Genomic DNA, 23695 nt, shown 5'->3' on the forward strand with positions numbered 1-23695 from the left:
CGTCCGACGAGGACGCGTCCTGCGGCGGCTCGTCCGGCGAGGGGTTCTCGGCCACGGGTTCTTCCTGACCCTTCACAGCTTCGGTTCGATCTCTTCGGTCCAGATCCGGAGGCGGTCGGCCTCGCCGAGGTGGCAGGCGGCCATGTGGCCGGGGCCCACCTCGCGCAGTTCCGGCACGTCCGTCTCCGCGGCGCCGCCGGTCAGCGCCGCGTACGGGCAGCGCGGGTGGAAGGCGCAGCCGGACGGCACGTTGATCAGGCTGGGCGGGGTGCCCTTGACCGGGTTGAGCCGCTCCAGGCGCTCCCGGTCGAGACGCGGCATGGAGCCCAACAGGCCCCAGGTGTACGGGTGTCGGGGCGCGGTGAACAGCGTCTCGGCGGTGCCGCGCTCCACGGCCCGGCCCGCGTACATCACCAGCAGGTCGTCGGCGACCTCGGCGACCACTCCGAGGTCGTGGGTGATCATGATGACCGCGGAGCCGAACTCCTTTTGCAGGTCCCGGATCAGGTCCAGGATCTGCGCCTGCACGGTCACGTCGAGCGCGGTCGTCGGCTCGTCGGCGATCAGCAACTCGGGGTTGTTGACCAGCGACATGGCGATCATCGCGCGCTGCCGCATACCGCCGGAGAACTGGTGCGGGTAGTCCGAGAAGCGCTTCCTGGGCTCCGGGATGCCGACCCGGTCCAGCATCTCCACGGCCCGCTCGGCCGCGACCTTCCGCGACACCTTCTGGTGCACCCGGTACGCCTCGACGATCTGCGCGCCGACCGTGTAATAGGGGTGCATCGCGGAGAGCGGGTCCTGGAAGATCATCGCCATCTTGCGCCCGCGCAGCCGCCGTACGTGGTCCGGGTCGGCGGCGACCAACTCCTCGCCGTCCAGCCAGACCTCGCCGGATATCCGGGCCCGCGAGGTGCGGTGCAGGCCCATGATGCCCAGCGACGTCACGGACTTGCCCGAGCCGGACTCGCCGACGATGCCGAGCGTACGGCCGCGCTGTAGGTCGAAGCTGAGGCCGTCGACCGACTTCACCAGGCCGTCGTCGGTGTCGAAGTGGATCCGCAGGTCACGTACCGACAGATACGCGTCCCCCGCGGGGGCCGGGCCGGGGTCCGCCACCGGCTCCCCGACGACGGACGCCGCCTTGTCGAACCCGACGGCGCCGCCCTCGGACGCTTCGGACGTGCCGCTGTCGGGGGCACTGCCGTCCGTGGTGCTCACGAGTACCTCACGCGGGGGTCGATGGCGGCGTACAGCAGGTCCACCACAAGGTTGCAGAAGACGATGAAGGTGGCCGCGACCATCGTCACGCCGAGCACGATCGGCAGGTCGTTGTCCTTGACGCCCTGCACGGCGTAGGCGCCGACTCCCTGGAAGGAGAAGACGCGTTCGGTGATGATCGCGCCGCCGATCAGCAGGCCGAAGTCCATGCCGAAGATGGTGACGATCGGGGTCAGGGCCGCGCGCAGCGCGTGCTTGCCGACGACCGTCCGCTCCGGCAGGCCCTTGGCCCGCGCGGTACGGATGTAGTCCTCGCCCATCGTCTCCAGCATCCCGGCTCTGGTGAGGCGGGCGTACAGCGCGGAGTAGAGGAAGGCCAGCGCGATCCACGGCAGGATCAGATTCCACGCCCATTGGGCGGGATCGGTGGTGAACCCGACGTATTCGACGTTGTCCCAGATCGTCCACTTGTAGGAGAACAGGCCGAGCAGCACCATGCCGGTGAAGAAGATCGGCAGTGAGACACCGGCCAGGGCCACGCCCATGGAGATCCGGTCGAAGACCGTGCCGCGCTTGAGCGCGGAGATGACGCCGATGACGACACCGGAGACCACCCAGATCACGGCCGCGCCGATCGCCAGCGAGAAGGTCACCGGGATACGGGTCTTGATCTGCGGCCACACCTCGACGTGCGACTTGAAGGAGTAGCCGAAGCAGGGGCGGTGGCAGACCGCCGCGTCCGGGCCGAACTTGTAGTTCGCGCCCATGACGATGGCCTTGATGAAGTGCCAGTACTGCTGGTAGAGCGGCAGGTCCAGCCCGAGGTTCTTCTTGACCGCCGCGATCGACTCGGGGTTGGCGTCCTTGCCCACGTACTGGGTGGCCAGTTGGGTCGTGCTCTGGCCGCCGATCTTGGGGACCAGGAAGAAGATCGCGAAAGTGACCGCGCTGACGACAAGCACCAGGATTATCGCGGCGATCACGCGTCGAATGATGTACGCAGTCACAGCGGTTCGGCGCCGGGTCCGCCGGGCCGGGGGTCAACCCCGGTCCCGGCGGACGCCGATGCCTTCACCTGCCTTCCGGTGTTCGGTGCTCTCGCTTACTTGGAGGAGCTGAGCAGCAGGTAGTCGTACATGCCCAGGTACGCCTGAGTGATCGTCACGTTCGTGGCGCTCTCCGGGCGGTACAGCAGGTTCTTGCGGTAGATCAGCGGCACGACGGTGGCGGTGTCGAGCACCATCTTGTCGATGTCGCCCCAGGCCTTCTCACGGGCGGCCGCGTCGGTGTTGGCGATCGCGTCCGACAGCGCCTTGTTGATGGCCGGGTCGTTCAGCTCCATCAGGTTGTTGCCGCCGGAGGGCTTGATGGCGCTGCCGTCCACGATCTGGTCGAGGAAGCCGTAGCCGGTCGGCCAGTCGGCGCCCCACGCCATCATCATCAGGCCGAGCTGGTGCTCGTGCACGTAGCTCGGGACACCGGCGAAGTTGGCGAAGTACTTGCCCGCCGGGTAGCTCTTGATGTTGGCGGTGATGCCGACCTGCTTGAGCGAGTTCTGCACCGCGGTGGCCTGCGCCATCTCGGCCGGACGGTCCGAGCGGGCGGTCAGGTTGGTGGTGAAGCCGCCCGGCTTGCCGCAGGCGCTCAGGGCCTGCTTGGCCTTGGCCACATCGCCCTTGTTGCCCTCGGTCGGGTACTGGTCGAACTTCGCGTAGCCGTTGACGGTCGGCGGGAGCAGCGTGGTGGCGATGTCGCCCTTCACGCTGCCGCCGATCGCGGTCTGCACCGAGACCTTGTCGATCGCGTACTCGACGGCCTTGCGGCACTCGATGTTGTCGAACGGCGCGACCTTGGAGTTGATCGCCATGTACGCGGTGGCGCCGGCGTACGAGTCGTCGGTGCTGCCCTTGTACTTGGGGCCGAGCACCTTGCCCTGGGTCTGCGGGGTGACACCGGTACCGCCGGAGTCCACCGTGGTGTTGCCCGCCAGCAGGTTGTTGTCGATGGTGACCGCGTCGACCTTGAACTTGATCGTGTACTTGTCCGGCAGCGGGTTGCGCACCGGGTCGGTGGCCTGGCTCCACTGCGGGTTACGGACCAGCGTGGCGCCCGCGCCCTCGGTGTACGAGGAGAACTTGTACGGGCCGGACGACACGATGTGCTTCACGTACCCGGCGCCGTCGTCCTTCGCCTGCGGCACGGGGGCCGTCTGCGAGAACGTCGCCAGGTAGTCGAAGTCCGCGAAGGGCTTCGCCAGGTGGAAGACGATCGTGGTGTCGTTCGGGGTCTCGATGGACGCGAGCCCGTTGGGGTTCTTGTCCTTGTACGGACCCTGGTACTTGTCGCCGCCCGCGAGGTACGCCTTGAAGTACGTCGGGCCGTTGGACAGCGCCTCGGGCGCGAAGTTGCTGCGCTCGATCGCGTACTTGATGTCCTTGGTGGTGATCGGCGTGCCGTCTTCGTACTTCAGGCCGGACCGGATGGTGTACGTCCAGGTCTTGGCGTCCGGGCTGGCCTTGCCGAGTCCGGTGGCGAGGTCGGGGACGACGGTGAGGCCGTCCTTGCCCGCGGCGGGCTTGAAGGTGAGCAGGGTACGCGCGTAGAGGCGGGAGAAGTTCTGCACCCAGCCGTAGTACGTGTTGCCCATGTCCAGGGAGTCCGGCACGTCGGAGTTCTCCATCACGACCGTCCCCCCCTTCTTGTCGGACTTGTTGACGATGGAGGTGAGCGCGGCGTCGGAGCCGGAGGCGGACTTGCTGCTGCCGCCGCTCGGGTTCTTGCCGCCCTTGTCGTCCTTCGAGTCACTGCTGCACGCGGATGCTCCCAGGGCCAGAGCCATGGCAAGCGCCAGCGCGGCTGTCGCTTTTCTGCTGTTCATGCCGAGGAAAGCCTCCAAATCGAATGGATATACGTGGTTTCAGCGGTGGTACGGGCGGGCTGGTACCCGGTACGGGCGGTGCGGCGTGGCGTGCTGCGGCCGTTCACTTGCTGCGCGGGTCGAGGGCGTCGCGCAGTCCGTCGCCCAGCAGGTTGAAGGCCAGGACGGTGATGAAGATCGCGAGGCCGGGGACGACCATGTACTGCGGGTCGGCGTAGAAGAGGTCGACGGCGTCGTTGAGCATGCCGCCCCACGAGGCCTGGGGCGGTGCGATGCCGACGCCGAGGAAGCTCAGGGCGGCCTCGAAGAGGATGTTGGTCGGGATCAGCAGCGTCGAGTAGACGAGGATCGGCGCGACCAGGTTGGGCAGCAGTTCCTTGAAGAGGATGAAGGGGCCGCGGGCGCCCATGCTGCGGGCGGCTTCGACGAACTCGCGTTCGCGCAGGCTCAGCGTCTGGCCGCGCACGATGCGTCCCATGTAGGGCCAGTTGAAGAAGCCGATCACGAAGATCAGCACGCTGATCCGCAGCGGCAGCCCGTTCATCCCGAAGGCGCCGTCCTGGAGGGAGGCGGAGATCGAGATCGCGAAGAGCAGCAGCGGGAAGGCGAGGAAGGTGTCCATCAGACGGCTGATCAGGCTGTCGACCCAGCCGCCGTAGTACCCGGCGATGACGCCGAGGACGGTGCCGATGATGTTGGACAGGATCGTCGCGCCGGTCGCCACCAGCATCGAGACCCATGAGCCCTCGATGATCCGGGCCAGCAGGTCACGGCCGAACTGCGGGTCGATGCCGAGCGGGTGGGCCCAGCTCATGCCGCCGAAGGGGCCCTTGGGGGCGACGCGGACGGGGTCCACGAGGTCCTGGTGGAAGGCGGTCGGGTCGAGGCCGAAGACGTGCTCGATCGGCTTGGCCAGGATCGCGAGCAGCACCAGCAGGATGACGACGACACCGCCGGCCACCGCCACCTTGTCGCGCTTGAAGCGCATCCAGGCGATCTGACCGAGGGACCGGCCCTCGATCTGGCTCCGCTCGACCCCGCTGAGGATGGCTTCCGGCTGTGCCTCGGCCTGCCCATGGGTGGTCTCAATCGGTGCGGTCATGGTGTGACTGACCCCTCTCGCCGGCGGGTAACCGGCGCGCGCCCGCCGCTGTAGCGGCTTTACTCATCAGTCGTGCTGCTGGTGCGAGTCTCATGAATTGCGTGATGCATGAACTGGCTCTGCAGAAAGTGCTGTTGGTACGAGGCGGTGCAGGTGGTGCAGATGACAACGGGGGACCTGAGGCCCTTGCCGCTGGATTCTTCTGCGATGTGTCGATCACCCGCCAGCCCTCACCACGAAGGGATGCGCAACTGTGATGTGGTGATTCATCGACCGTTACCGACGCGTACCTCGGGGTACGGTCGTGTGGTGAACGAGCGGCTGCGTGCGGTATGCGACCTGATGGTGCCGGTGGTACGGGAAATGGCGGGGCGTCACGAGTACGACGGCCGCGTCCAGGACCTGTCGCCGGACGGCGTCCGTCGCGGCCTCGACGCGATGGCCCGCGCCCAGCGCGCCGCGGGACCGCTGGAGTCCGCCCACGACGACCGGCACCTGACGGTCTTCGAGGAGGCGCTGCGCGTGCAGTACGGGGAGCTGGAGCTGCACAGGCGCGACCCGTACCCGCATCTGTCCAATCTCGAACTCGCCTGCTACGACCGGGAGTACGCCTCCGGGCGGGAGCGCGCCAAGGCCCGCCGCAAGCATCTGGCGCGCTGGCCGGAGGCCGTGGACGCGGCGGTGGCGTCACTCGACCGGGTGAGCGCGCCGGTCGCGGACGCGCTGCTGGGCGCCGTACGCGGACTCGCCGCCGGGCTCGACGCCGAGGACAGCCCCGACACCGCCGCCGCGCTGGCCGCGCACGGGCGGCTGGTCGCGCACATCGAGCGGGCCGCCGAGCACGGCGACCCCGACCCCCGGCTCGGCGGCAACGCGCTGGCCGCGCTGATGGGCAGTCAGGAGGGCCTGAGCGTCGACCTGTCGGCGCTCGCCGTCGAGGCCGACCGGGAGCGGGCCCGGCTCACCGAGCTGCTGGTCGACTCCTGCCGCGCGTACGACCGGCACCGGCGGGTGGACGAGCTGCTCCCCGAGCTGATGGCCGACCACCCCGACGCCGACGGCGTCATCCCCGAGGCGGCCAGGCTCACCGACGAGGTGATCGCCTTCACCCGCGCGCACAAGCTCGCGCCGTACGTGGACGGGGACTGTCTCGTCGGGCCCGCGCCGCCCTCCCGGCGCTGGGCCATGGCCATGATGAGCTGGGCCGCGCCCGCCGAGGCCGATGCCGCGTCCTGGTACCACGTCACTCCGCCGGAGCCGGACTGGCCGGCCGAGGAGCGCGAGGAGTGGCTGACCGTCTTCAGCCGCACCAGCCTGCCGTCGATCACCGTCCACGAGGTCGCTCCCGGGCACTTCGCGCACAGCCGCTCGCTGCGGCGGGCCGCGACGCCGGTGCGGCGGGTCCTGCACAGCCTCTCCTTCGCCGAGGGGTGGGCGCACTACGTCGAGGAGGTCTGCCTCGAAGAGGGGTTCCGGGCGCGGGACCCGCGCTTCGCCATCGGGGTCGCGCTCGAAGCGCTGGTCCGCGTGACGCGGCTGACGTGTTCCATCGGGCTGCACACCGGGGCGCTGTCCCTTGAGGACGCGACCCGGCTCTTCATGCGCGACGCCCATCTCGCCCGGGCCGGGGCCTCCGCCGAGGCGCGGCGCGGCACCTTCGACGCGGCCTACGGGCGGTACACCTGGGGCAAGCTGGAGATCATGCGGCTGCGCGAGCGGGCCAAGCGGAAGGCTTCCTTCACCTTGCCCGAATTCCACGCCGCCCTGCTCGCCCTGGGCAGTCCGCCGCTCGGCCTGATGTCCGCCGCCCTGGACGATTCCGGCGCTTGAGGGTCGCTCATCGCCGTTCGGGATCCGCCGGACAGGCCCTAGCGGGGGCCCCAGGCCGGGCCGCCGGCGAAGGCTTCGCGGTCGAAGAAGGGCTGCCCGTTGGCGCGCATCCACATGGCGACGGGATCGTAGGCGTCGGCCATGGCGACGGTGGAGACGGGCAGACCGTCGGGGACACCGGCGACGGACTGCTGCATCATGAGGCGGACGGACTCGACGGACTGCGGAGAGTCGTCGTAGACCTCGACGCCGATGGCGAGATAGGGCTCGCCGAGGGTGGGCTGGACCCAGGCGCGCCGGAGGGCGCGCACGGCGGGCGTGCGGTGCGCGGCCTGCGCGAGCAGAGCGTAGAACTGCGGAATCTGTAGCGAGGGTTCGCCGATCTGGAGCGGCCCGGCGGGCAGCAGGTCGAGCCCGGCGGCGATCCGGCGCAGGTCGAGCCAGGGCACCCCGACCCCGCCGCCCGGCGCGTGCGGGTTGAGCCAGAGGCCCCAGCGGTCGGGGAAGAGGGTCAGGGCGATGTCGCGCCCCGAGACGACCTCGTACTCCCGGGTCCAGCCGCTGGCGGCCAGCTCACGCGGCGAGGTGACGCACGGCGCATAGCCGTGACCGCCGATCCGGAGGTTGCCGTACTGGGCATCGGCCGAACCGGGCGCGCCGTGCCAGAGCAGCATCCACACCTGGCCCTCGGCCAGCGACGCGAGCAGGTTCTCGTATGCGTCGAAGCGACCGGGCGCCACCTGGAGCAGCATCTGCTCCACATGGCCGGCCGCCGCCGCACCGCCTTGCGCGCCCGCGATCACGTGGGACCGCCCCTTCCCCTCGTTCGGTCTGCCCGGCGCACACCTGTGCGCCGCCCGCCATCAAACCAGGTCACGTCCTGGATCCCCACCCATGCCGTACGGCCTCCCGCCGGTCGGTCCCGTTCGGTCCCGATGAGTCCGGTTCGGTCCGGTTCAGTCCCGCGTGAAGAACGGCCGTACGGTCTCCAGCATCCAGTCCGCGACCGGGTCCTGTGCGACGTCCAGCAGAATCAGGTGGACGGGCCAGGGCAGCGGCGCGGCGCCGAGGGCGCGGCCGATGGCGTCCATGGCCGCGGCGCGGTCCACGTCCTGCCAGCGGTCCAGCTCGACCCCGACGAAGAGCGCGGGCGGCTCCTCCTCCACGGCGGCCAGCGCGCGGCGGGCGGACAGCACGACCGGGGTGACGGCGAACTCCCCCGCGGCGGTGGCGAGGAAGTCCACCGGCTCGTCGTCGTGGTCCGGTTCCCACAGCCGTACGCGAGCGCCGACCGTACGGCCGGGCGTGCCGTCCTGCTCGTACCGTTCGGCGGCGCCGCCGCGGCACAGCTCGGCGACGGCGGCGGGCGGCAGCGGCACTCCGACGGCGCCGCCGGGGTTCAGGGCGATGCCGACCAGCGGCGGCAGGCCGCGGGCGAATTCGTGGACGGGCGCGACGGTGCAGGCCATGCCGTCGGCGGCCTGCCGGAACTGCTGCTCGGAGCTGAAGACCGGCACATAGGTCGCGCCCTCCAGTTCGACGGTGGGCAGGTCGAGCCCCGGCGCGTCCGGCGCCCCGCCGTTCGGCAGCGGCACCCAGACATGGGAGCGCCCCAGCACCTCCAGCAGCCGGGGGGCGGCCGAGGGGTTGCCGAGGCTCGCGGTGAGCACCTCTTCCAGCTCGTTGGCCGGCCATATGTACGGTGCCGTGTACGGTGCCGGAATCTCCATGTCCACCCTTGTCCGCCCATGTGCCACTGTCCTGCCCGGAAACCCTAGCGGCTGGCGTGCAATGATTGGCGGCACAACTTGCATACCGGCCGTTGGAGGCCGCGCGGGAGAGTTCCGTCCCCTCACCGGGCCGGGCGCCGAAGGAGCAAGCCCTCCCTTGAATCTCTCAGGCACAGATACCGCGCGGGCGAGGCAGATCTGAAAAGCGGGCGGCTCCCTTGACGGGGAGCGGCCCCACCCAAGGTGCAAACCGGGACCCGCGAGGGTCACGGTGAACCTCTCAGGTTCCGATGACAGATGGGGAGACCCGGGGCGAGCATGCCCCGGCCCGCCCTGTCCGTCCCGTGCCGTCACCCCTCTGGGAGCCCTCCGATGAGCCAGCCACCGACCTCCCCGCGCCACACCGCCCTCGACGCGTCGCACCGCGCGCTCGGCGCGACCATGACCGACTTCGCGGGCTGGGACATGCCGCTGCGGTACGGCAGCGAGCGCGACGAGCACACCGCCGTCCGCACCCGCGCCGGACTCTTCGACCTCTCCCACATGGGCGAGATCACCGTCACGGGACCGCAGGCGGGCGAGGCCCTCGACCACGCGCTGGTCGGCCACCTGTCGGCGCTCGCGGTCGGCAGGGCCCGCTACACGATGATCTGCGCACCCGACGGCGGCATCCTGGACGACCTGATCGTGTACCGGCTCGCCGAGCAGGAGTTCATGATCGTCGCCAACGCCTCCAACGCCCAGGTGGTGCTGGACGCCGTCACCGAGCGCGCGGCCGGTTTCGCGGGCGCCGCCGTACGCGACGACCGGGACGCGTACGCGCTGCTCGCCGTCCAGGGTCCGGAGTCCCCCGGCATCCTGAAGTCGGTCACGGACGCGGACCTGGACGGGCTGAAGTACTACGCGGGCCTGCCCGGCACGGTCGCCGGGGTGCCCGCCCTGATCGCCCGTACCGGTTACACCGGCGAGGACGGCTTCGAGCTGTTCGTCGCGCCCGCCGACGCCGAGCGGCTGTGGCAGGCGCTCACCGAGGCCGGGGCCGCGGCCGGGCTCGTACCGTGCGGCCTGTCCTGCCGGGACACGCTGCGCCTGGAGGCGGGCATGCCGCTGTACGGGCACGAGCTGACCACCGCGCTGACGCCGTTCGACGCGGGGCTCGGCCGGGTCGTGAAGTTCGACAAGGCGGGCGACTTCGTGGGCCGGGCGGCGCTGGAGGCCGCGGCGGAGAAGGCGGCGGCCACCCCGCCGCGCAAGCTGGTCGGGCTGATCGCCGAGGGCCGCCGGGTGCCGCGCGCGGGGTACGCGGTGACCGACGCCTCGGGCGCCGTGGTCGGCGAGGTCACCTCGGGCGCGCCGTCCCCGACGCTGGGCGTGCCCATCGCGATGGCGTACGTGGACGCCGCGCATGCCGCGCCCGGTACGGAAGGGGTCGCGGTCGACATCCGCGGCACCCGTGAGCCGCACCGGGTCGTGGCGCTGCCGTTCTACAAGCGTGAGCGCTGACACGCTCGTACCGCCACCTGGTACCGGGCCTGTCCGGCCGGTACCGGACCTGTCCGTCGAGCCGACCGACCGCGCCGTCCCCGCGCGCGGGCACCCCTTCGCATCCGGGAGAATTCCGTCATGAGCATCAACCCCCAGAATCTTCGGTACACCAAGGAACACGAGTGGCTGTCGGCCCCCGAGGCCGAGGGCGTCACCGTCGGGATCACCTCGCACGCCGCCGACGCGCTCGGCGACGTCGTGTTCGTGCAGCTTCCCGCGGTGGGCGACGCCGTCACGGCGGGTGAGACCTGTGGTGAGCTGGAGTCCACCAAGTCCGTCAGCGACCTGTACTCGCCGGTCACCGGCGAGGTCACGGAGATCAACCAGGACGTCGTGGACGACCCGGCCCTGATCAACTCCTCGCCCTTCGCGGACGGCTGGTTGTTCAAGGTGCGCGAGCCGCAGGCGACCGACGAGCTGCTGTCCGCCGCCGAGTACGACGCCTTCATCGCGGGCTGACCTTCCGGCCTCCGTCACGGGCCGGTCCCCCGGCCGTCACGGCGGGCCGGCCCCCGGCTGTCATCGCGGGCTCGCTTCCCGCCGGGCCCGCCGTCATCGCGGGCTCGCTTGCCGCCGGGCCCGCCGTCACCGGCCGTTCGCCGGCCCCCGGTATTCATCGACCTTCTGACCAGGAAGATCTCATGTCGCTGCAGAACCAGTCCCTGCACGAGTTCGACCCGGACGTCGCCGCCGCGGTCGACGCCGAACTCCACCGCCAGCAGTCCACCCTCGAAATGATCGCGTCGGAGAACTTCGCGCCGGTCGCGGTCCTCGAGGCCCAGGGCTCCGTGCTGACCAACAAGTACGCCGAGGGCTACCCGGGCCGCCGCTACTACGGCGGCTGCGAGCACGTCGACGTGATCGAGCAGCTCGCGATCGACCGCGTCAAGGCGCTGTTCGGCGCCGAGGCCGCGAACGTGCAGCCGCACTCCGGCGCGTCCGCGAACGCCGCCGCGATGACCGCCCTGATCAAGCCGGGCGACACCATCCTGGGCCTCGACCTGGCGCACGGCGGCCACCTGACCCACGGTATGAAGATCAACTTCTCCGGCAAGCTGTACAAGGTCGCGGCCTACCACGTCGACGAGCACACCGGTCTGGTCGACATGGCCGAGGTCGAGAAGCTGGCCAGGGAGCACCGGCCGCAGCTCGTCATCGCGGGCTGGTCGGCGTATCCGCGCCAGCTCGACTTCGCCGAGTTCCGCCGGATCGCGGACGAGGTCGGCGCGTACCTGATGGTCGACATGGCGCACTTCGCGGGCCTGGTCGCGGCCGGTCTGCACCCCTCCCCCGTGCCGTACGCGGACGTGGTCACCACCACGACCCACAAGACGCTCGGCGGCCCGCGCGGCGGTGTGATCCTCTCCAAGGCCGAGCTGGCCAAGAAGATCAACTCGGCGGTCTTCCCCGGTCAGCAGGGCGGCCCGCTGGAGCACGTGATCGCCGGAAAGGCGGTCGCCTTCAAGGCCGCCGCCACCGACGAGTTCAAGGACCGGCAGGCGCGTACGCTCCAGGGCGCCAAGATCCTCGCCGAGCGGCTGGTACGGGACGACCTCACCGAGGTCGGCGTCTCCGTCCTGTCCGGCGGCACCGACGTCCACCTGGTGCTGGTCGACCTCCGCGACTCCGCGCTCGACGGCCAGCAGGCCGAGGACCGCCTCCACTCGGTCGGCATCACCGTCAACCGCAACGCGATCCCCAACGACCCCCGGCCGCCCATGGTCACCTCGGGGCTGCGCATCGGCACGCCCGCGCTGGCCACGCGGGGCTTCGACGCGGAGGACTTCCGGGAGGTGGCGGAGATCATCGCGGCGGCCCTCAAGCCGAGTTACGACGCCGCGGCTCTCCGGGACAGGGTCGCCGCCCTGACCCGCAAGCACCCGCTCTACGCGTAGCCCCGTAGGGGCGAGGGGGGCACCTCCCGGCCGCAGGCCGACGGAGGAACCGCGTGCTCAGCCGGAGCGCTCCCGCAGGTCACCACCCGCCCCGGCGGGCAGTCCGGTTGTCGCCGGACCGCCCGCCGGTGGGGGCTGGTCGCGCAGTTCCCCGCGCCCCTGGGGAACCCTCCTCCGCGGAGGAACCGTGAAGGGGCCGTGCCCCTTCGAGATCTGGAGTCCTCATGGCAATATCCGTATTCGACCTCTTCTCCGTGGGCATCGGCCCCAGCAGCTCGCACACCGTGGGCCCGATGCGTGCCGCGGGCATCTTCGTGCACCGGCTGAAGAACGAGGGACTGCTGGCGCACACCGTGTCGGTCCGGGCGGAGCTCTTCGGGTCGCTGGGGGCGACGGGCCACGGGCACGGGACGCCGAAGGCGGTGCTGCTGGGGCTCGCGGGCCACTCGCCGCGGACGGTGGACGTGGAGACGGCGGACGACGAGGTCGCGGCGGTGCGCGCGGCGGGCAGGCTGAGCCTGCTCGGGGCGCACGAGATCGCCTTCGACCCGCAGACGCAGATCGTGCTGCACCGGCGCAGGTCGCTGCCGTACCACGCCAACGGGATGACGCTGTTCGCGTACGACGCGGACGGCGCCCCGCTGCTGGAGAAGACGTACTACTCGGTGGGCGGCGGCTTCGTCGTGGACGAGGACGCGGTCGGCGAGGACCGGATCAAGCTGGACGACACGGTGCTGCGGCACCCCTTCCGCACCGGGGACGAGCTGCTGCGGCTCTCGCGCGAGACGGGGCTGTCGATCTCGGCGCTGATGATGGAGAACGAGAAGGCGTGGCGTACGGAGGAGGAGATCCGCGCCGGGCTGCTCGACATCTGGCGGGTGATGGAGTCCTGCGTGCGGCGCGGGATGTCCCGTGAGGGCATCCTCCCGGGCGGCCTGAAGGTCCGCCGCCGCGCGGCGCAGTCGGCGCGCCAGCTGCGCGCCGAGGGCGATCCGGCCGCGCACGCGATGGAGTGGGTCACCCTCTACGCGATGGCCGTCAACGAGGAGAACGCGGCGGGCGGCCGGGTCGTGACCGCCCCCACCAACGGCGCCGCGGGCATCATCCCGGCCGTCCTGCACTACTACCTGAACTTCGTCGCGGCGCCGACCGCCGGCGCCGTCGACCAAGAGGACGCCGTCGTGCGCTACCTGCTGGCGGCGGGCGCGATCGGCATGCTCTTCAAGGAGAACGCCTCCATCTCCGGCGCCGAGGTCGGCTGCCAGGGCGAGGTCGGCTCGGCCTGCTCGATGGCGGCCGGCGGCCTCGCCGAGATCCTCGGCGGCTCCACGGAACAGGTCGAGAACGCCGCCGAGATCGGCATGGAGCACAACCTCGGCCTCACCTGCGACCCGGTCGGCGGCCTCGTCCAGATCCCCTGCATCGAGCGCAACGGCATGGCCGCCGTCAAGGCCGTCACCGCCGCCCGCATGGCCATGCGCGGCGACGGCCGCCACCACGTCTCCCTCGACAAGGTCATCAAGACCATGAAGGAGACCGGCGCCGACATGAAGGTCAAATACAAGGAAACCGCCCGGGGCGGGCTCGCCGTGAACGTGATCGAGTGCTGAGCTTTAGCGCCTGAGCTGGGGTTTCCCGTCTTTCGGCGCTGTCGGAGCCTTCCCGGTTTGCACAGCGAAAGTCCCCGGGAAGTCCCTCCGACAGAGTGGAGAGTCCCTGACTCCGCGTAGGCACGCACGGGCTCGGCCGTTGAGGCAGTGCTTCACGGTGCGAAACCCGAGCACCAAAGAACAGGGCAGTAGACGAGCGACCCAGGAGGTCGCCACTGGCCGAGCGCATCACGACAAGGAATGTCACCGACCCTGCGGAAATCCGCACGCCCAAGGGTGCCGCACGGAAGATCTTTCGCAGGCGTTGGCGCTGCCCTCGGGAATGGGGTTTGCTAGGCCCTCCCTGAAGGGAGGACCTAGCGGGCTGTGTTCCCCAAGGGGGGACGAGTTGTGCGGCTGCTTGACGCGACAGCGCTCGTCGCGAGTTCCTACTCGTGACGGTTGTCCCGCAGCGCTCTTACGATATCGATGGCCATAAAGCCTATACCGACGCCCATGAGGGCCACAATGGGCCACGAAGAGTGGCTTATCGCTTCGATCATTACGGCCGCGAGCAGTAGGGCGATAAGCGCCGGGATAGTGATCCGGACAGGTCTAGGCATCGATCAGCACTTCCGTTCGTTGATTCGCCAGAATCCGGTGGGGAGATCTGTGACGAAGGTGACACAGCGTGCTCGCACTGCCGCGTGGGACGCCTTGGCCGTGACTGCCCACAGCCCCCAACGGAGCGCGTAGGCGATAGCCTTGACAGCGGGCCACGGAATCGTGGATTCGATCATGCCGAAGAAACCCCCCGCCACACCGGTCCCCCAGGCAACGTGCCTGGTCAGTTGCAGGATCGTACTGTTCGGGTCGCTGGCCGCTGTGGCGACGGCGAGGTCGCCGCCGATGCTCTGGACGTCGCGGGTGGGTATGCCGGTGGCGTCCTGGGTGGTCCACGCCGGAGCCGGTGGCGGACCAGTAGGTCGTGAGGGTGGCCCCGCGTCGGTGCCCGTGGACTTGGGCAGGGTGGCCTTGATGACGAGGCCCTGAGCGTCGTAGGCGGTGGTCTTGACCAGGTTCAGTCCGGCCGGGTCGGTGTCCTTGTTCGGACCGGCGTCGGCCGCCACGCTTGTGGTGTTGAACACCGATACGGTCGACAGCAGTTGAGCACGTAGCCCGAGAGATCCTCGACACGGCCGAACCGTCAGTAGAATGCGGGGACTTACCGTAGTGAGTACGGCACGCAGCCCGGGGGCGAACGACCGAGTGCACGAACTCGCCGTGACGGAACAGGAAGTCGTGGTCCACGTCTTCGTCCCGCTCGACGCGCCGCATGCCGACGTCTGGCCGACCGCAGTCCGCGTGATGTGGCAGCGCTTCCGTGCCCTCCAGGGCGCGAACCAGCCGGTGTGGGCGACGGCACCCACCGAGATCCCGGAGGTGCTGCCGGACGCGGCGCTGCACGGCTCGGTGACGGTGGCTGCCGTCCAGTCGCCCGGGGGCCTCGACCAGGCGATCGTGCGACGTCACGGTGCCGTACTGAATCTGTCGCTGCTGCTCGGGGCGCGCGAGGACCGTGCGTGGCCGGAGTTGGAGCAGCGGGCCGCCGACGTGCTCGGCCCGCTCGACGCCAGCTGCCTGGGCGCCGTGGTGCTGCTGGTCGGCAAGCAGCCGGGCGGGGCGGTCGGCGGGCTGGACCTGCTGGAACCGGAACGCGAGGACGACGACCGGTACCTGCGCCGGCTCCTCCTGCTCGGGCATCCGGAGCAGGACGCCTTCCTCGGTGCCTGGGCGTGGTCGGCCGACAGCAGTGCCGAGATGCCGCCGTTCGTCAGCTACCTGATGCATATGGCCGCTGTCCGGCATCAACTGCGGGTCCACAAAAGGCTCTCCGCCATCGACGGCGGCGACACGGGTCTGCGGGCCTTGGTACGGCTCCCCTACGGCGGCGGGATCGGCGAACTGCCGCTCGGCGATCCGGCGCGGGCACTGCGCGCCCTCCGGCACACCGTGGACGTCACGTGGACCAACGCGCGACTGGCCCTGCGTCGGAGCCGCGAGGCACACGGCGGCGATGTGACCGACACCGACGTGCTGGACGACGACCGCGAGGTCGTCGACTGGTTCGTCCAACTTCTTGAGGACGGCATCACGCGCGTGGAGACGACCGACAGCCTGCCCGTAACGGCAACCGCCGAGCGTCAGGGCGCACGGCAACCGCCGCCGGACAACGACGAATCGGAACCGTCGGCGGAGTTGGCGCCGGTCGCGGCGACGGCGCCGACGCGGCCGGACGGCTGCCCCGTGCGAGTGCTCGCGGTGACCGACGAGTGGTTTCCCGCGCACGGCGGCCTGACGGCGTTCAACCGAGGGCTGTGCCTGGCGCTGACGGCGGCGGGCGCCGAAGTCCACGTGCTGGTGGAGAATTTCACCGCCAAGGAACAGGCCGACGCGGAGGAGCACGGGGTGCGTCTGCTCGCCGCGGCCCGGCCGGGCCGTACCGGGCGGCAGTCGCTGATGCGTCGCGCCGAATTGCCGGAGGGAGTCGTGCCGGACCTCGTCATCGGGCACGGCAGGGTCAGCGGACCTGCGGCGCAGGCACAGGCGGAGGACCATTTCAGGGGGGCGCGGCGGCTGCACTTCCTCCATGTCGAGCCGGACCAGGCGGAATGGTCCAAGGAAGACGAGGGTGACGACGTGGGTGCCCGCGCCGAGGCCCTCACGGAGTTGGAGTTCGACCTGTGCCGAGGTGCCGCCCGCATCATGCCGGTGGGACCGCGCCTCGAGGAACTGCTGGAACGGGAGCGAGGTCTGCCGGGATACCGGGACCTGCCCCCGATACAGCGCATCGACCCCGGATTCGACGGCGAGCCCGACCCGGTGGACGGACCGCGCTCCGGTCGGACGCAGATCCTGTTCATGGGGCGCCTGAAGGATGCGCAGTTGAAGGGGCTGGACATCGCCTGCCGGGCACTGGAGAAAGCGGTACCGCCGAGGTCCGGGCCCGGACACTGGGAACTGCTGGTCCGCGGCGCGCCCGAGGACACCTCCCGCAGCCTGAGCGAGTACGCGAAGGACTTGATCGGCCATCCGGCCATCGACGTCAAGGTACGGACCTACACAGAAGACCAGGAGAAGATCCGCAGGGATGTGCGGCGGGCCAGTCTGGTGCTGATGCCGTCCCGAGCCGAGGCGTTCGGTCTGGTGGCGCTCGAGGCGATCGTGGCCGGGGTGCCGGTTCTTGTGAGCGGCCGCAGCGGGCTGGGCATGCTGCTTCGCGAGATCCTGCCCGCGGAGGCGGAGCAGGTCGTCGTTGACGTGGACGGTTATGAGAAGCGGCTGGCGGCGGACGCCGCCGCGTGGGAACGGGCCATCAACTCGGTGATGTTCGACCGGCCGAGCGCCTTCGCCCGGGCCGCCCGCCTGCGCGAGGCGATGGCTGAAAGAGTGACGTGGGGCACGGCCGCCGCCCACGTGCTGCGGTGCGCGGAGGCGGACGGCCGGCCCCAGGAGTCCTGAACCGACGGTCGTGCCGGGGTCTTCCGGTGTGTGTCCTCAGTGAGTCTGCATGGCTGTCGTCCTCCCGGGCCGGCCCGGCGAACAGCGCGCCGCCGGTGTCGGACCCCACCGGAACACGCGGATCCTCAGCACTCCCGGCCGCTCTGGAAGACACTGGACAAGTCTGGAGGCGCGGTACGAATCCGCACGGGTCGTATGCGTCACGATCCGGGTACGAGACACGCGGCGGGCACGCCGTACGGGTGTGCACGTCAGCCACGTCCGCCAAGGCGTAGGGCCGGTACGGAGGGAAAGCGGTGGCAGGGGATCGGACCCCGGCGACGGATGAGGACCCGTCGGTGCTCAGGCAGCGGCTGGCCGTCGAGTTGGCCCATGCCGTGGTCCGCGCCGAGAAGCGGCTCGGCCGCGCGTTGGACCGGGCCGAACTGGCCAGACGGCTGAACGTCTCGCCGAGCAGCCTGTACGCCTACCTCAACGGGACGACGCTCGCGGGGGTGGGCGTCTTCGATGAACTGCTGGTCGCACTCGGTGTCGGCGGCCCGGAAGCCGGTCGGCTGAGCACGCTCCGGGACCGCGCCGAAGCGGCCCGGAGGCTCCGCCCCGCCGCGGCCAGAGCGACCGTCGGCACGAGCGGTCCGCCACCGTCCTCCCGCGTGCCCCACCAACTTCCCCCGTCTCTGCGGAATTTCGTCGGCCGGGAGCCCGAACTGCGGCGGCTTGACGGGCTACTGGAGCCGGATTCGGTCGCGGCGGTCCGGCCGGTGGTGATCACCACCATCGAGGGCACTGCGGGAGTCGGCAAGACATCCCTGGCGCTGCACTGGGCACGCCGGGTGGAGGAGCACTTTCCCGACGGTCAACTCCATCTGAATCTGCGGGGCTTCGACTCGGGAGTGCCCATGTCCCCCGCGGAAGCGCTGCACGACCTGTTGCAGTCGCTGGGCGTGACGCCCGACGCGATCCCGGCCAGGGTGACCGCCGCCGCCGGTCTGCTGCGTACCGTGCTGGCAGGCCGTCGGGTGGTGGTGGTGCTCGACAACGCGCGCTCGGCCGATCAGGTTCGCCCGCTGCTGCCGGGCGGGCCGGGATCGCTGGTGATCGTCACCAGCCGCAACCGCCTCGACGGACTGGTGGTACGGGACGGGGCGTTCCGGGTCACCCTGGACGTGCTGCCGCGGTATGCCGCCCGGGCCCTGGTGGAAGGGCAGATCGGGGCCGACCGGCTGGCGGACGAACCACGGGCCGCTGACGAACTCGTGGACCTGTGCGCCCGGTTGCCCTTGGCCCTGAGCGTTGCCGGCGCGAGGGCGGCGCTGGAGCCCAAGGGCTCGATCGGTCTTTTCGTCGCACGGCTCCGGCAGGCCAACGCGCGGCTGGGCATCCTGGAACTCAAGGACGCGGACGTCAACCTGCGGTCGGTCTTCCAGGGTTCGTACGCCCTGCTGCCACCGCCCGTGGCGCGGCTGTTCCGGCTGCTCGGCTGCCACCCCGGCCCTGACCTCGACGCGACCGCGTGCGCGGCGCTGCTCGGCGAACAGGCGCCGCCGGACGAACTGCTCGACGCGCTCACCGCCGCCCATCTGGTGCGGCAGCACGCGCCGGGCCGGTATGTACTGCACGACCTGTTGCGGCTGTATGCGAGGGAGTTGGCGGACGACGGCCCGGCCGCCGAGCGCGCCACCGCCGTCGAGCGCCTGCTGCGGCACTATCTGAGTGCCGCGCGACGGGCGGACCGCCGCCTCGAACCGTGGCGGCGCACTCCGGTCGAGCCGACTGGCACCGAACCGCCCGTTGAGAATCACGCGGCGGCCATGGCGTGGTTCGAGGCCGAGTTGGGCACGCTACAGGCGGTGATCGCGCTGGCCGCGCGGAGCGAGGGGCTGGAGTCGTACACCTGGCGCCTCGCCCAGGCGTGCGCGGTCTATCTGCGTCGCTCGGGGCGGCGGTTCCAGCGCGGTCTGGTGCACGAAATCGCCCGGGACGCGGCCGCGAAGGCCGGGGACCGCCGGGCCTGGGCGTCGGCCACCCGCCGACTGGCGGACGCCCTCTCCCGCCTCGACCGGTCCGACGAAGCCCTGTCGCTGCTCTACGAGGCGCTGCGCGAATGCCGCCGGCTGGGTGATGACGACGGCGCGCGCCAGGTGCGGCTGTCCCTGGTGCGGGTGTACGCCGCGCGCGGCGACCACCGGCGGGCGCTCCCGCAGGCCCGGCTCGCGCTGGCGATGGCCGAGCGGACCGCGGATCCGCTGCCGCTGGCAGATGGCCTCAGCGCCCTGGCCCAGGAGCAGGAACGCTCGGGGGACCACGCGGCGGCGCTGGTACACGGCCGCCGGGCGTTCGACCTGTACGCGGAACTCGGCCATCTGGACGGCCAGGCGGCGATCCTGCTCACCACCGGGCGGGCCGAGCAGAGTTCGGGCCGGCACGCGGCGGCGATCGGCACCTATGAACGGTCCCTGGCTCTCGACCGGGCGGTGGGCGACCGCTACCGCGAGGCGCACGCCCTCGATCATCTGGCGGACGCGCACGCCGCGCTCGGCCACGACCGCGACGCGTACGCGCTGCGGCGGGAAGCGCTCGATGTGCTGCGGACCCTGCACCACCCGGACGCCGCCCGGATCAGCGCCAAACTGCCGGACGCGCCGATCTCTCAGTAGCCGGGCGGCACTTCGGGGTCGGGCTCGGGTGCGGCAGGGGCGGGTCCGTCCTGCCAGCACAGTCCGTAGCCGTATCCCACCCGCATCGCGTCGAACTCCACTGCCACCGTGCCCTGCCGGTCGGGGCGCAGGAGGGATGTCCCCGGCGCTCGCTGGTAGATGACGGCGGTCGGGACTCGGCTCAACTGCCAGACGGACAGCGGCGGACGTCCGGGGGCGAAGCGCACCCGCAGGCTGAAGCGTTCGCTGCGGGTCAGCGGGACATGGACGAAGTGCGGTGCCATCGGCTGGTCCTGGGGGATGCGCAGCCGGAGCGTGTACGTGTGGCGGGCACCTGTGCGCAGCGGGGTCGGGAGGATCAGCCGCTGTTGGAAGAAGCTCTCGTAGGGGTGCTCGGGCAGATCGAGGCGGCCGCCGTCGAGGATAGAGACCTCCAGACCGTGGCCGTCGGCCTCGTCGTCGGTGCGGCGCGGCACGCTGAACGCGACCGGGATCTCGGCCAGGCCGTCGCAGGTGGCGACGATGACCCGCCGCTCCACCGCCTCGGGTGTCACGGTGTCCAGGCGCAGCCGGGTCTCGACCGACTCGGTGTACCAGCCGTGCGGATCGGTACGGGCGCAGCCGCTCGGACAGAGTTCGCCGTGCGCCCCGCCCGCGATCGACCGGGTCCAGGGGGGCGGCGAGACGATGACAGTCCCGGGCACGGCGTCCTTGTCCAGGGCGCGGTGCACCTCGGCCCAGAACGCGCCCCACTTGTCGATGTCGCCGCCGCAGGCGCCGACGATCGCCATCGTCACCGGGAGCGTCGGGTGCGAGTCCCCGCGGAGCGCGTCGGTCATGGTGGTGCGACCGTACCCGGTGTGACGGGACAGTTGGTCGAAGGTCAGTCCCGCGGTCCGACGCAGATCTCGCAGCCAGAACGCGAACAGCGTGACGGGCGAACCGTCGGGAGGCAGTTCCTTTTGCGGACGGCCCATGCCCCGAACTCCCTTTCGCCGCCTGCTGCCACCGCCGAGTCTGGCACAACGCCCGGTGGCCTGGGAGCGCCCGGCGGCCGGTGCCGGTGCCGTGCGGAGTTCTCCGGAGATCGTCCGGGTACGCCGGAGAACCATTGTGCCCATTCTCCGTCCGTTGCTAGACACGTACTGCCGCCGGACACGTATCGACCGGACACGCGGACCGGTTCGCGGCCCACGTCGCCGTGGACGGCACGGTCGAAGCAGGGAGGGATCATGAAAGTCGCTTCGGACGCCACAGGCTCCTCACGGCTCCCGGCCGATGTCGTTCTGCGGATGGAGCGGTTCGGCCGTTTCGAATTCGATGCCACGGGGATCGAATTCGGCGCTGATCTGGTGTGGAGCGAACTACAGGCGCCGTTTCTGGAATTCGCCCAGTCCGACAGTGACCGGTTCACCACTCAACTGGCCGCGGCCGTCATACCGGCAGGCGGCTTCGCGCTCTTCGGAGCGGCCAAGACGGTCTGGAACCTGCTCGGCCCGGACTTCGCGCATCCCTGCTACGACGCCTTGCGGATGGACGCGCTGGAGTTCTTCCGAGCTCGCGGGGTACCCGGCAACCGCCTGTCCGCAGGGGATCGCGAGTTCTGGCGACTGCACCGGGGACCCGACGAGCCTTGGCTCGTCGGCCGACCGCCCCCGGTGCCCGGGGCGGCTCTCCCACCGCTGGCAACAGGGGAACTGCGCCCGGTCGCCCGGATGTCGGCCGGACCTCACGCCGAGACCGTGTACGCCAGGGCCGATGTCCAGGACGGCTGCGTGGCGGTGGTCGAGGCATGCGGTCGGGGCCGCGATCCGGCCGGTTGCCGGTTCGACTGGTTCGGCGCCGCGACGCAGTACGAACTCTATCTGCGGATCGGCGAGGCATTACAAGTCCCGGCCCATTGGGTCGCCGACGAGCTCATGCCGTTCATTCCCTTCTCCGCGCCGAGCCTCTGACCGGCCGACCGAAAAAGCCGCACGTCACGGTAACCGCTCCCGTACTTCCGGAAACCGTGCAACAAAACCCACCGCGGTTCCGTTTCAGTGAGAAGGTCGTGGCGGAACGCAGTTCCCGCACAAGAGCACCGCCCCCACGGCACCACGGGGTTCACATCGGGGAGTTGAGCAGATGACCAAGCAGCCGGTGGATATATCCACCACGGCCTCCGTGGAGGACGCAGCGGCCTTGTTCCGCACGGATATGCGAGCGAACTGGTTCGGGGAGAACAACACCGGAATCGCCACGACGTTCACGGAGAGCGGTGGTTCACCGCTCGGCATCCACCACACCGATATGCCGGACCTCGCGCTGACGGCCGAACTCGTGAGCCGGGGAGAGAGCACCGAGCGGTTGTCGGTCCACCTCCTCATCTGGGACCGGGGGGAATGCCGGAAGATCCGGCTCGAAGCCGAAGGCAACGTGCGCGCCCTGCGCATCCTTGCGAACCGCAAGATGCGCCGATTCGTCGTCTCGCTCCAGGAGGAAGATCCCTCCCTCACCTACACGGGCATCTGAGCGGACAAGGGGAGGGGCCGCAAGGCCGGTCCGCCCGCCCGACGAATGAACGTCCGGCTTCGCGCCGGGCGTTCATTCGTGTCCGAAGGCCGTGGCCGAGACGTCCCGTTCCAGCGCGGCCCGGTGGATTCCGTATGTCGTGAGGTGCGATGCCTTGATCACGATGCAGTAGCGGTCCACCGAGACGAGGGCCCTGCCGAGCCGGTCGTACTCGCGCCGCAGGAAGTTGATGGCCGCCTGGTTCGCCGCGGAGGTCTGGCCGCATATCAGCAGCACGGGGCGGCTGGACTCCGCAGGCGTGAACTTGGCGACGAGGGCGTACTCCTGATTGCCGCGGTCGAAGAGGAAGCGGTCACCTCCGACCTCGATGGCCACCGAGTCGGGCCCGCCGTTGTAGGGGTGGATGGTCACGCCCGGCAGGTGGGCGGCCAGATGGCCGCCGGTGCGGATGTTCGAGTCGCCGATCGGTCCGCCGACACAGAATTCCGTGCGGTCGGCGTTGCTGCCGCGGAACTCTCCGGACTCGACGGTCACCCGGCAGCCCAGCTCACCGGCGAGCATGGCCAGTTCGATGACCGCCCGCACGTCCCGGTGCTGTGCGGTCCCGGGGGCGTTGTGCTTGTTGCTGAGCACGATGAGGCAGGTTTCGCCGGGGCGGACGCCGAAGAAGGCAGCCTTTCTATTCAGTGCGCGGGACCGCCTGCCCCGCTCCCACAGCCAGCCGAAGCCGAGGCCCAGGAGGCTCGTCACCAGCCCGATCGCTATGTTCACCAGCACTGAGATAATCGCGCCGCCCTCCCCGGACAGTCCCCCATTGTGGGCAGTTCACCGTGCGGCCGGAAGATCTCGACCGGTCACACCCATGACCACGTCATGCCTTGCCGTTGCCCGCGGGCGGTGCCTGGCCGCCGCCGCCCGCCGGCTTCGAGGCCGGGTCCAGGGTGTGGATGAGAGCGACGACCCGTTCGCGCACCCGGGGCGGCGACTGCTGCTTGCCGTCGGGTGCCGTAGTGCCGTGGGGACCCATCCGTCCGACACGCCGACCGTTCGTCTCCAGCTCCGCCGTCACCTCACCGACCAGGACCGTGTCGCCCTCACCGACCGCTTTCGTCAGCACGGCGATCCGCTCGTCGACCTCCTCCCACGAATCCGGCGGCAGCCGCCAGGCCAGCACCGCGTCAAGGACCGCCAATGCCTCGAACCTGGCCGTCC

19 protein-coding genes and 1 riboswitch are annotated in these 23695 nt (G+C 70.4%); of the genes, 9 read left to right on the top strand and 10 right to left on the bottom strand.

Features of this window, described 5'->3' with window-relative positions:
- Positions 1-72 precede the first annotated feature (72 nt).
- The 4 genes from ACIP4Z_RS09410 to ACIP4Z_RS09425 all read right to left on the bottom strand — a co-directional run bounded on the left by ACIP4Z_RS09410 (position 73) and on the right by ACIP4Z_RS09425 (position 5201).
- Positions 73-1119 (bottom strand): oligopeptide/dipeptide ABC transporter ATP-binding protein, encoded by a 1047-nt coding sequence (locus tag ACIP4Z_RS09410; RefSeq protein ID WP_391161733.1) that lies wholly within the window; start codon positions 1117-1119, stop codon positions 73-75.
- A gap of 98 nt (positions 1120-1217) precedes the next feature.
- A complete protein-coding gene (locus ACIP4Z_RS09415) occupies positions 1218-2228 on the bottom strand; it encodes an ABC transporter permease (RefSeq protein WP_355348056.1) in 1011 nt (336 codons plus the stop codon).
- A gap of 95 nt (positions 2229-2323) precedes the next feature.
- Positions 2324-4099 carry an ABC transporter substrate-binding protein gene (locus ACIP4Z_RS09420; RefSeq protein WP_355348053.1) on the bottom strand — a complete coding sequence of 592 codons (1776 nt, stop codon included), beginning with the start codon at positions 4097-4099 and terminating at the stop codon, positions 2324-2326.
- 103 nt (positions 4100-4202) lie between these two features.
- Complete coding sequence (locus ACIP4Z_RS09425) at positions 4203-5201, bottom strand: ABC transporter permease (RefSeq protein WP_188283044.1); 999 nt, start codon at positions 5199-5201, stop codon at positions 4203-4205.
- A gap of 309 nt (positions 5202-5510) precedes the next feature.
- On the opposite strand from ACIP4Z_RS09425, the gene ACIP4Z_RS09430 reads away from it, so the two are divergent.
- Positions 5511-7031, top strand: coding sequence for a DUF885 family protein (locus ACIP4Z_RS09430; protein WP_355348049.1), 1521 nt, complete (start codon positions 5511-5513; stop codon positions 7029-7031).
- A gap of 38 nt (positions 7032-7069) precedes the next feature.
- Here the strand turns inward: ACIP4Z_RS09430 and ACIP4Z_RS09435 are convergent, their stop codons facing one another.
- Both ACIP4Z_RS09435 and ACIP4Z_RS09440 read right to left on the bottom strand, forming a co-directional pair.
- A complete protein-coding gene (locus ACIP4Z_RS09435; RefSeq protein WP_401306573.1) occupies positions 7070-7783 on the bottom strand; it encodes an enhanced serine sensitivity protein SseB C-terminal domain-containing protein in 714 nt (237 codons plus the stop codon).
- Positions 7784-7987: 204 nt separating this feature from the next.
- Entirely contained in the window at positions 7988-8761 is a 774-nt protein-coding gene (locus tag ACIP4Z_RS09440; protein ID WP_355348046.1) for an enhanced serine sensitivity protein SseB, read from the bottom strand.
- Between the two features lie 94 nt (positions 8762-8855).
- Positions 8856-8953, top strand: a riboswitch (glycine riboswitch).
- 180 nt (positions 8954-9133) lie between these two features.
- Between ACIP4Z_RS09440 and gcvT the strand changes: the two genes are divergently transcribed.
- From gcvT to ACIP4Z_RS09460, 4 genes are all read left to right on the top strand, one after another.
- Complete coding sequence (gene gcvT, locus ACIP4Z_RS09445; protein ID WP_355348043.1) at positions 9134-10264, top strand: glycine cleavage system aminomethyltransferase GcvT; 1131 nt, start codon at positions 9134-9136, stop codon at positions 10262-10264.
- Between the two features lie 120 nt (positions 10265-10384).
- Positions 10385-10765, top strand: a complete 381-nt coding sequence (gene gcvH, locus ACIP4Z_RS09450) for a glycine cleavage system protein GcvH (protein WP_355348040.1) — start codon at positions 10385-10387, stop codon at positions 10763-10765.
- Positions 10766-10947: 182 nt separating this feature from the next.
- On the top strand, positions 10948-12201 hold the full coding sequence (glyA, locus tag ACIP4Z_RS09455) for a serine hydroxymethyltransferase (protein WP_355348037.1): 1254 nt from the start codon (positions 10948-10950) through the stop codon (positions 12199-12201).
- A 224-nt stretch (positions 12202-12425) separates the two neighbouring features.
- Positions 12426-13811 carry an L-serine ammonia-lyase gene (locus tag ACIP4Z_RS09460; protein ID WP_355348034.1) on the top strand — a complete coding sequence of 462 codons (1386 nt, stop codon included), beginning with the start codon at positions 12426-12428 and terminating at the stop codon, positions 13809-13811.
- A gap of 605 nt (positions 13812-14416) precedes the next feature.
- On the opposite strand, the gene ACIP4Z_RS09465 is transcribed toward ACIP4Z_RS09460, so the two are convergent.
- On the bottom strand, positions 14417-14920 hold the full coding sequence (locus tag ACIP4Z_RS09465) for a hypothetical protein (RefSeq protein WP_401306213.1): 504 nt from the start codon (positions 14918-14920) through the stop codon (positions 14417-14419).
- A 154-nt stretch (positions 14921-15074) separates the two neighbouring features.
- Here ACIP4Z_RS09465 and ACIP4Z_RS09470 point away from each other — a divergent pair, with 154 nt between their 5' ends.
- The gene (locus ACIP4Z_RS09470) at positions 15075-17312 is read left to right on the top strand and encodes a CATRA conflict system CASPASE/TPR repeat-associated protein (protein ID WP_401306215.1); all 2238 of its coding nucleotides are present in this window, start codon (positions 15075-15077) and stop codon (positions 17310-17312) included.
- A 296-nt stretch (positions 17313-17608) separates the two neighbouring features.
- Positions 17609-19969, top strand: coding sequence for an ATP-binding protein (locus tag ACIP4Z_RS09475; RefSeq protein ID WP_401306217.1), 2361 nt, complete (start codon positions 17609-17611; stop codon positions 19967-19969).
- Here the strand turns inward: ACIP4Z_RS09475 and ACIP4Z_RS09480 are convergent.
- Positions 19963-20946: a helix-turn-helix domain-containing protein gene (locus ACIP4Z_RS09480; RefSeq protein WP_401306219.1), complete on the bottom strand. Its 984-nt coding sequence runs from the start codon at positions 20944-20946 to the stop codon at positions 19963-19965. The two genes, ACIP4Z_RS09475 and ACIP4Z_RS09480, sit on opposite strands and share 7 nt — an antisense overlap.
- 315 nt (positions 20947-21261) lie before the next feature.
- Between ACIP4Z_RS09480 and ACIP4Z_RS09485 the strand changes: the two genes are divergently transcribed.
- Positions 21262-21924 carry a hypothetical protein gene (locus ACIP4Z_RS09485; protein ID WP_401306221.1) on the top strand — a complete coding sequence of 221 codons (663 nt, stop codon included), beginning with the start codon at positions 21262-21264 and terminating at the stop codon, positions 21922-21924.
- Between the two features lie 172 nt (positions 21925-22096).
- Positions 22097-22483: a hypothetical protein gene (locus ACIP4Z_RS09490; RefSeq protein ID WP_355348019.1), complete on the top strand. Its 387-nt coding sequence runs from the start codon at positions 22097-22099 to the stop codon at positions 22481-22483.
- A 72-nt stretch (positions 22484-22555) separates the two neighbouring features.
- On the opposite strand, the gene ACIP4Z_RS09495 is transcribed toward ACIP4Z_RS09490, so the two are convergent.
- Together ACIP4Z_RS09495 and ACIP4Z_RS09500 are read right to left on the bottom strand one after the other, a co-directional pair.
- Entirely contained in the window at positions 22556-23254 is a 699-nt protein-coding gene (locus ACIP4Z_RS09495; RefSeq protein WP_401306223.1) for a hypothetical protein, read from the bottom strand.
- Between the two features lie 100 nt (positions 23255-23354).
- Positions 23355-23675 (bottom strand): CATRA system-associated protein, encoded by a 321-nt coding sequence (locus ACIP4Z_RS09500; RefSeq protein ID WP_355348013.1) that lies wholly within the window; start codon positions 23673-23675, stop codon positions 23355-23357.
- Positions 23676-23695 lie beyond the last annotated feature (20 nt).

It is taken from the genome of Streptomyces sp. NPDC088910 (assembly GCF_044749865.1).
In the GTDB taxonomy this organism is placed as follows: domain Bacteria; phylum Actinomycetota; class Actinomycetes; order Streptomycetales; family Streptomycetaceae; genus Actinacidiphila.